This is a genomic window from Paenibacillus vini (assembly GCF_018403325.1).
GTDB classification, from domain to species: Bacteria; Bacillota; Bacilli; order Paenibacillales; family Paenibacillaceae; genus Fontibacillus; species Fontibacillus vini.
Genome location: NZ_BOSL01000034.1, coordinates 1 through 8,577, shown reverse-complemented (window position 1 = coordinate 8,577; position 8,577 = coordinate 1). Strand labels below are relative to the sequence as shown.

The window sequence follows — 8,577 nt, the reverse complement described above, 5'->3', positions numbered from 1 at the left end:
CTCGACGACCTGTATTCGCAGCTCATCGAACTTACTGTGCTGAACTCTCATTCGAACTACCTCCAGCTAATTTTTATTGTATATCGTTTAGCCTGAAAGTGTCCAAGGTGATTAGGGGGCTTTATAGCTTCATTGGATTTTATCCAACCACCTGGCTCTTAAAGTAACTATGATGGTCTTTTCGTTGGAAATTTTCCAATCCACGATAGGCGGGTGTGGGCTTCTGCCGGTTTCTTGCGGGATTCTGCTCGCTCTTACGGTATCTGCCCGCTCTTACGGTATCTGCCCGCTCTCACGATAATTACACTCATTCTTACGTTAATTCTGCTCACTTCTACGACGTGCTTAGACATCACTGCCAGCTCCGCAACCCGGTGGCGCACAACATATTACTATTACCTTCCCTAACTGCAACTTATGCGATTTAATCCGCCTTAATGTTGGAAAGCTGCATCCTCAATGTGTTATGAATTCAATAAAGAACCCGGACGTGTAGTCCGGGTTCTTTATTTTGCTATGCAACTCTTAGATCAACTTGGTTCCTTTTACCCGGATAATTACAGCGCCTCGATGATGTCACCGGCCAGCAGAGAGGCGGGGTTGGCGCGGCGGGCGGCGGCCTGTTCCCCTGCCAGGCCGTGCAGATACACGCCGAGCGCGGCCGCCTGGACCGCGTCCAAGTCCTGGGCCAGCAGCCCGGCGATCAGACCGGTCAGGACGTCGCCGGAGCCGCCCGTCGCCATGCCGGGATGGCCGGTGACGTTCACGAAGACGCGGCCGTCCGGGGCCGCGATCACGGTGCGCGAGCCCTTCAGGACGAGCGTCACCTCGTGTTTGGCGGCGAACTCGCGGGCGACGCCGACCCGGTCCCGCTGGACCTCGGCCGTCTGCAGGCCGGTCAAGCGGGCCATTTCGCCGGGATGCGGCGTAAGCACGGTCGGCGCATCCCGGCGCGGCCACGCCGCAAGGCCTCCGGCCGCGGCGAGGATGTTCAGGGCGTCCGCGTCCACGATCAAGGGACGCGAAGCGCCCTCCCACAAGGCGCGCATAAATGCCGCCTCGCCCGGGAACCGGCCCAGCCCCGGACCGACGGCGAGCACATCGCGCGCCTCCAGCAGCCGCAGCACTTCGTCCGCTGCGGCTTCATTCCATGCGCCGGCCCCGCCGTCCTCGGCCGGCGCCAGCATCAGCTCTGGCACCGCTCCGAGCATCCGCGGCAGCAGCGCTGCCGGCAGCGCCCATGTAGCCAGCCCGCAGCCCGCGCGAAGCGCGGCTTTGGCGGCCAACAAGCCGGCGCCGCTCATGGGCAAGCTGCCTGCGGCGAGCAGCACGTGCCCGTAAGTGCCCTTGTGCCCGTCCGCTTCACGCGGCCGGCCAGCGTCGACGCCGAGCTCCGCCCGCAGCGTCTCCTCCGTCAACACCGCGCCCGCCGCCGCCATTCCTGGCGGCAAAGCGCGGGGAATGCCGATATAGCGCACGACCACTTCCCCTGCCGCTCCGGCTCCCGGATACTGCGTCAGCCCCGCCTTCAGGAAGGCGAGACTGACCGTAATCCGAGCCTGGATGCAGGGGTCGTGAACAGCGCCCGTATCGGCGTCCAAACCGCTAGGGATGTCTGCCGCAACAATCGGCAGACCGCTTGCGTTCGCTTCCCGGATGAGGGAAGCGTAAACCCCGCGCGGCGCCCCCTTCGTCCCGGTGCCGAGCAGCGCGTCAACGAGACCGGTCGCCTGCCGGCCCCGTGCCTCATCGCTTCCCCGCAGTCCGGGGATCCCCCCGGTTTCGGGGTCGTACACCATTCCCGGCAGCCCGAGCGCCTTCGCGATCTCGTACTGGGCCGCCGCCTCGCCGCGCAACAGGTCCGGCGACTCCGCGTAAACCAGGCTCACCGCCATGCCCGCATCCGCCAAATGGCGGGCGCAGACCAGACCGTCGCCCCCGTTATTTCCCTTGCCGACGAGAATAATCCAATGTTCGGCGGACATTCCATCCGATTGCGGATTCGATACCAGTTCTAACAATCCCGGAGATCTGTTCCCTGTCTCAGAACTGCGGGAACGGCAAAACCGAAGCACTTCCTCGGCAATCGCTCGTCCTGCATTTTCCATCAGCGACATCGCGGGGATGCCCATCTCTTCTATCGTATATCGGTCCACTTCCCTCATTTGCTCCGATGTCACGAATTTCATCTTACATCCCCCCCATGGCACCCTATCTGCAGCTTTCTTGAGTTTCCGCTTAATAGGCTACCGTAAACCGGGCCTGTACGAACTGTGGATCCTCTGCTTCATCCAGTAATGCTACAGCGTAGTCCTCTATCGAAATCCGGCTTTGGTCCCGCTCATCGGTAACGAGCTGGTTCATCCCGATCCGGAACTGACCTGTCCGTTTTCCGGGCTCAATTATCGCGGCAGGACTCAGTACCGTCCAAACGATGTCCGAATCCTTGTAAATGTTGAACGCATCCTCGTGAGCTCGCGCCAACGGCCGTAATTCCTCAGGAAACTCCGGTGAGTCCAGCAATCGGACACCCGGTGCCACTTCAAGACCTCCTGCCCCGCCAACGGCAATCAATCGGCGTGCTCCACCGCTCCGAGCGCCCTCGATCAAGGATCGTGTTGCCTCGGACAGCTCGTTCTCCGCGCCAAACTGCGGACCGTATGCGCTGATTATCAGATCGGAGCCTACCACTGCACTGGCAACCGAATCCGGCATTAAAATATCCCCGGTCACCACATGCAAGTTTTCTCTTCCCGCCTCGCCGCTTAATTTATTGATATCCCGGACTACGGCCGTAACTTCGTGTCCCCTCCGCAATGCTTCCTCCAAAATAGCCTTGCCGATCATTCCCGTACTACCGAAAATTGCGATTTTCATAGCTTTGTCCCCTTTCTTCCGATTCCAAGTCGAAATCTATCCAAGTAGTATGCACCAATGTTGTGCCAAATTTCCTCTTTCACTTTATTACCCTATTCCGTAAACACATTCCTCCGCACGGCTGGACCGATTTCTTCTTCATCTAATTACGCGGCTCCCGGAAAGAGCTTTTCTTATATTTCAAAATGTATAGCCCATCCCCTTGCTTCCATTCCGCATAGGCGACATCCTTCGGATCTTTGCAGCCCTGCTGCGTCAACTCCTCGCGAAGCCAGGTCTCTTTTTTGCCGATCAGATTTAAATGCTCTTGGTTTATCTCTCCATCCTCAATCAGACTGTAGGACAAATGCGCAGATTTAGTCTCAAGACCGAGATCCTGACGCGTTACCGTTTCTTCATCCGGTTTCTTCATGACACTGAGCGAACCGTTAGCTTCAAATATAGCATAAGCAACCTCCCGAATGAAAAATACGTCGTGCTGTCTAAGCAGCATTCGCAGCTGATCGAAATCAAGGCTGTTCTTCTTCAACTCATTCAGATCGACTTCCCCGTCCCGGATCAGAATAGAGGGTTTCCCGTCCAATACCCCTCGCGCCCGCTTCGCATACTGGGTCACTTTTTCAAACAAATAGGATAACACACCCCACAAGAGTAACGAGAAAAGCAAATGGCTAAACTTAACGTCCTCCTGATACACCGTGTTCCCCACCAGTTCGCTTAACATGAGAGAAGATACAAAATCAAAGGGAGTCAGCTGGGAAATCTCCTTTTTGCCTAGAAAGCGGGTAAGCAGCCACAGCCCAACAAAACCGACGATCAGCTTGAACGCTATTTGTTCGAAATCCATAGCTATTCCTCCTGCAGTGTAATGCCATCTATATACCCACTTTTGCTAGGGCGTGAAAAAAGAACCGTTTTAGCGGGAAGCGCTTGAAATGCGCCATGAACGTGTGCAATAGTGGAGAGAGGAATATCGAAAGGGTGATGGTCGTTGTCACTGTCGGAATGGATAACCTGGCTTCAGCAGCACAATTCCGCCTCCTTGGTCGCCTTTTTAGCGCTTATACTTTTCCTGAGCCTATACGGAGCAACCGAGTGGAGAACTGCGCGTAAAATAAACTCCCGGCTTCGCCGGTTCGACTCCAGCTTGCAGCTTTATGCCGCTGCGGAGAGTCCGCTGATTCAAGCGGCCGGGCGCCCAGAGCTTTCAAGCGAGGAAGAGCTGCTGGTTGCTGAGCGGCTGCTGGCCTGCCGGGCGGCACCTTACATCACCGCAGATTTGCTTGCACAAATTTCCGCCTACGCAGGCGATCGGGACACAGCCCGACTGCCGTTGCTTATTAAGACTCTGGAGCGGGAGAGCGAGCGTCTATGCGCGGAAAGGGACAAGCTTCTCCGCCAATCGGAAAGCCCTGGCTGGGGTTATGCACTATGGAAACAAATACGATCGGCTTTGCCTTTTCTGTTCGCAGCCGCATTGTTATATCTGATCGTTTGGCTAGTTCGAATGCTAAGCGGGGAAATCCCTATGGATGGACATCGTTTTGAGGAATATTTGAACCATTGGGCTTGGTTCGCTTCGGCGATATTCTCTCTTCTGCTTCTTTATCCGGCGCTTATGGGAGGGAACCGTCCCAACGCAGGAGCCGTGCTGCTGCGGATTTGGTCGGTGTTCATTGCGGGATTGTATTTGCTTCACCTGCTCGGTCCGACTTTTGCTCCATACATACTGACCGTCCAAATTATGTTGTTCATTGCCGGTTTTCGCTTCACCGGAAACAAGCCCCGGAAATCCCGTCCGTTTGTCGGACATTACAGCGACGAGGAGGAACTTGAACCGGTTGAGACCGCAGAGGGGGCTTCGGGAGCCCCGGAAGTCAGCTACGGACAGCCACAGTCACAGATACAGCCCCAGCAGCCGCAAAACAATCCGGATGAAAAATAAAGTGCTCTGCAAATAAAGACGCCTCCATCTCCGCTTTTCAGCGGGTTGGAGGCGTCTTTTTCATCTAACGGGATTCGGTTTTTCGCAGAGGCTTGGCTGCATAGCGGGGAGCGCCAGCCGATTTCACCGGTGAAGCGGCGCCTAATTCATACCGTTTTCGTTCCGTCCGTTCCACTTGGACGATCTGTCCTTCATGAACAACAATGTTTAACGAGCCGAACTCCATTTCATTCAATAGCCCTGCGATTCGTTCCAACCAGACACCATCTACCTTTAACGGTTTTGCCATATGCAGCCCTCCTGTTCTTAATCCTTCTTCACTCATATCTCCAAGTTATCTCTTTAAGCCATCCTATTGTTGATGTTGGCTCTTTCTCGTAAACCAGCTCTTGAGCAGCAATGTAACCAGCGCAAGCAATAGAAGCAAGGATGCCACGGCAAACGAGGCGGAAAATTGATATTCGTTATACAAAATTTCAACGTGCAGCGGCAGCGTATTCGTTTCCCCCCGGATATGCCCGGATACGACGGATACCGCACCGAACTCTCCCATCGCTCTCGCATTACACAAAATAATTCCGTACAACAGACCCCATTTGATATTGGGCAGCGTTACTTTCCAGAAAATCCGGAATCCGCGGGCTCCCAGCGTTACCGCCGCTTCTTCCTCCTGCTGTCCCTGGTCCTCCATCAGCGGGATCAACTCCCTCGCGACGAAAGGAAATGTAACGAACAAAGTAGCCAATACTATCCCCGGCAAAGCGAAAATCACCTTCAGGTCATGCTCCTGCAGCCAAGGGCCGAACCAGCCGTGAGCACCGTATACTAATACATAGATAAGTCCCCCAATGACCGGCGATACGGCAAACGGTAAATCAATCAACGTTACCAAAACCTGCTTGCCGCGGAACTTAAATTTGGTAATGGCCCAGGCCGCCGCTACACCAAATATGGTATTCAGCGGCACCGTGACGGCTGCCACGAGCAAAGTCAGCTTCAAGGCGGACATAGCGTCGGGATCGCGGATCGCGTCCACGTAGACGCCTAGCCCTTTTTTCAAAGATTCAATAATAACAACTGCCAGCGGCAAAACGATTAGCCAAAGCAGCACAAGCACTGCCGCGCCGATTAAAACCCATTTTGCGACTCCGGACGAACGCGTCGTCCGATTTCTGGCCGTTGGAGTTTTAGCGGATGCTAAAGGAACGGAACCTGCCATTTGCTCTACCCCTCTCTCCGGTATTCTTTCCGGTTCTGAATTCGCGCAAGATTATCCCTACACTAACGCGCTGTTTTACGAACCCTGCGCTGCAGCGAATTTATGAGCAGCATCAGAATGAACGATATCAGCAGCAGCAACAACGCGACCGCCGTCGCACCGGCGTAATCGAACTGCTCCAGTTTCGACATAATGAGGAGCGGAGCGATCTCCGTCTTCATCGGCATATTGCCGGAAATAAAGACGACCGATCCGTACTCTCCGATGCCGCGGGAAAAAGCAAGCGCAAAACCGGTCAACAGAGGCGGCAGCAATTCCGGAAGGACCACCTTGCGGAAGGTGCGGAATCGGCTCGCTCCCAGCGTAGCCGCCGCTTCCTCTACCTCCGCATCCAGATCCTGCAGCACCGGCTGCACCGTTCTGACGACAAAAGGAATACCGATAAACATAAGGGCAAGCGTAATACCGATGGGTGAGAATGCCAGGCGGATGCCGAGCGGTTCAAACAGTGAGCCGATCCAGCCGTTTTGGGAGTAGATCGCCGTCAGCGACACCCCGGCTACCGCAGTAGGAAGCGCGAACGGAAGATCGATCATCGCATCGAACAATCTTTTTCCAGGAAAATCATATCTGACCAGAACCCAGGCCAGCAGCAGTCCCAGAACGGTATCGATGAGTCCGGCCGCCGCCGCGGTCAAAAAGCTGATTTTGTAAGAAGCCAATACCCGCGGATCGGTGGCTACATCCCAGAACTTCGCCCAGGTTAGTCCAGTCGAATTCAGCAGCAGCGCCGATAACGGAATCAACACTACAAGACTGAGATAAAGCACACTATAGCCCATGGTGAGCCCAAAGCCGGGCAGCACCCCGCGCTTGGAAGCGCTAGTTTGCATGAACCTTCATCCTTTCTTCCCGCGTCCCGCCACGGATAAACCTAACTGTAGCGGAACGCGCCTCCGTTGGTTACGGTCGGTCATTTAGGCGTGTAAATCTGGCTGAATATTCCTCCGTCATTAAAATGCTTCGGCTGTGCTTCATCCCAGCCTCCAAATACTTCATCGATTGTAAACAGCTTGATTTCCGGGAATTGATCGGCGAATTTCGTCTTCACGCTATCCAACGTAGGACGGTAATAGTTCTCCGCCGCGATCGTCTGCCCTTCCTCGGAGTACAGATATTCCAAGTAGGCTTCCGCCACTTCACGGGTACCGTGTTTGTCGACGTTTTTATCGACTACGGCTACCGGAGGCTCCGCCAAAATACTTTCGGACGGATAGACGATATCGAATTTATCCGGGCCAAGCTCTTTTACGGACAACCAGGCTTCGTTTTCCCAAGCAAGCAGTACGTCACCAAGTCCGCGTTCTACAAAAGTCGTTGTCGCTCCGCGGGCCCCGCTATCCAATACAGGAACATGCTGGAACAACTCTTTGACAAACTCTTGCGCCTTGGCTTCATCGTTGTTGTTTTGATGCAGGGCATAACCCCAAGCCGCCAGGTAATTCCACCGGGCACCGCCGGACGTTTGCGGATTCGGCGTAATCACTTCCACGCCGTCTTTGATCAGATCGTCCCAGTCCTGGATCCCTTTCGGATTTCCTTTCCGCACCAGGAACACAATTGTCGAAGTGTATGGCGAACTGTTCAGCTCATATTTCTTCTGCCAGTCCTCCGCGATCAGTCCGCTATCTTTAATGGCATCGATGTCGTATCCCAGCGCCAGCGTGACCACATCGGCTTCCAGTCCGTCGATGACCGCCCGCCCTTGCTTGCCTGAGCCGCCATGGGATTGCTTGATCGTCACCTTTTGTCCTTTTTCTTGTTCCCAGTAAGCTGCAAACGCCTTATTATAATTCTCGTATAATTCCCGTGTCGGATCGTAGGATACGTTCAGCAGTTCTACACTTTTCTTGCCCCCGTCATTCTTAGCACCGTTCTTTGCATCGGTTTCCGATCCGCAGGCCGCGAGCACCGCCACCATGGTCAGAGCCAACCCGATTAGAACCCCTTTTTTCATTCTTTTGCTCATCCGTATCACTCCTATCTCTTCTTGTTTTTTTGTCATGCCGAGCAGGATTTTCTCTCCTTCGCCAAACCGTTAAAAAAACGGAGAAACGCTCCTGCCCGATCGGTCAGACCGAGCTGCTACCCGTGTCTGCCATGGCAAGTAGAGCGTTCCTCCGTCCGTACGGCTAGAACCATTTAAGATTATTCCTACCTGTTTAGTATGTTATGTAGTTATTCTAAATGCCCGGGTGTTGGTTGTCAAACCTTTTTTTGAAAAAATGTCCTTTTAACACTACACTTTGAGCATCATTCCATTCCATAAAGTCAATTCCCATCGTTTTCATTGGAAATATCCACTTAAACAAGCGAAAAGATGCGACCTACGGGCTTTCCATTGGATAATCTCTTAGGCCCCCTAATAAAACTGGAGTCCTCCTACCCAAAAAATTTATACTAGAAGTAAGGGAGAGGATCCAGTATGGGGAAAAAGCGGAAAGAAGAAATCAAAATTCAAATCGTTAAAGAAGCA

Annotated in this window: 8 protein-coding genes; 1 reads left to right on the top strand and 7 read right to left on the bottom strand. The window is 54.1% G+C overall.

Going from position 1 to position 8,577, the window contains the following annotated elements; genetic code table 11:
- Positions 1–557 precede the first annotated feature (557 nt).
- From KJS57_RS25855 to KJS57_RS25845, 3 genes are all read right to left on the bottom strand, one after another.
- On the bottom strand, positions 558–2,189 hold the full coding sequence (locus tag KJS57_RS25855; RefSeq protein ID WP_213656832.1) for an NAD(P)H-hydrate dehydratase: 1,632 nt from the start codon (positions 2,187–2,189) through the stop codon (positions 558–560).
- A 49-nt stretch (positions 2,190–2,238) separates the two neighbouring features.
- Positions 2,239–2,877 (bottom strand): NAD(P)-dependent oxidoreductase, encoded by a 639-nt coding sequence (locus KJS57_RS25850; protein ID WP_213656831.1) that lies wholly within the window; start codon positions 2,875–2,877, stop codon positions 2,239–2,241.
- 142 nt (positions 2,878–3,019) lie between these two features.
- On the bottom strand, positions 3,020–3,724 hold the full coding sequence (locus KJS57_RS25845) for a DUF421 domain-containing protein (RefSeq protein ID WP_213656830.1): 705 nt from the start codon (positions 3,722–3,724) through the stop codon (positions 3,020–3,022).
- 144 nt (positions 3,725–3,868) lie between these two features.
- Here KJS57_RS25845 and KJS57_RS25840 point away from each other — a divergent pair, with 144 nt between their 5' ends.
- A complete protein-coding gene (locus KJS57_RS25840; RefSeq protein WP_213656829.1) occupies positions 3,869–4,822 on the top strand; it encodes a hypothetical protein in 954 nt (317 codons plus the stop codon).
- A gap of 64 nt (positions 4,823–4,886) precedes the next feature.
- Here KJS57_RS25840 and KJS57_RS25835 read toward each other — a convergent pair whose 3' ends face one another.
- The 4 genes from KJS57_RS25835 to KJS57_RS25820 form a co-directional block, all read right to left on the bottom strand.
- Positions 4,887–5,111 (bottom strand): YezD family protein, encoded by a 225-nt coding sequence (locus KJS57_RS25835; RefSeq protein ID WP_213656828.1) that lies wholly within the window; start codon positions 5,109–5,111, stop codon positions 4,887–4,889.
- 63 nt (positions 5,112–5,174) lie between these two features.
- Positions 5,175–6,041, bottom strand: coding sequence for a sulfate ABC transporter permease subunit CysW (cysW, locus tag KJS57_RS25830; RefSeq protein WP_211022217.1), 867 nt, complete (start codon positions 6,039–6,041; stop codon positions 5,175–5,177).
- Between the two features lie 62 nt (positions 6,042–6,103).
- Positions 6,104–6,934, bottom strand: coding sequence for a sulfate ABC transporter permease subunit CysT (gene cysT, locus KJS57_RS25825; protein ID WP_213656827.1), 831 nt, complete (start codon positions 6,932–6,934; stop codon positions 6,104–6,106).
- Between the two features lie 80 nt (positions 6,935–7,014).
- Positions 7,015–8,070, bottom strand: coding sequence for a sulfate ABC transporter substrate-binding protein (locus tag KJS57_RS25820; RefSeq protein WP_211022219.1), 1,056 nt, complete (start codon positions 8,068–8,070; stop codon positions 7,015–7,017).
- Positions 8,071–8,577: the final 507 nt, after the last annotated feature.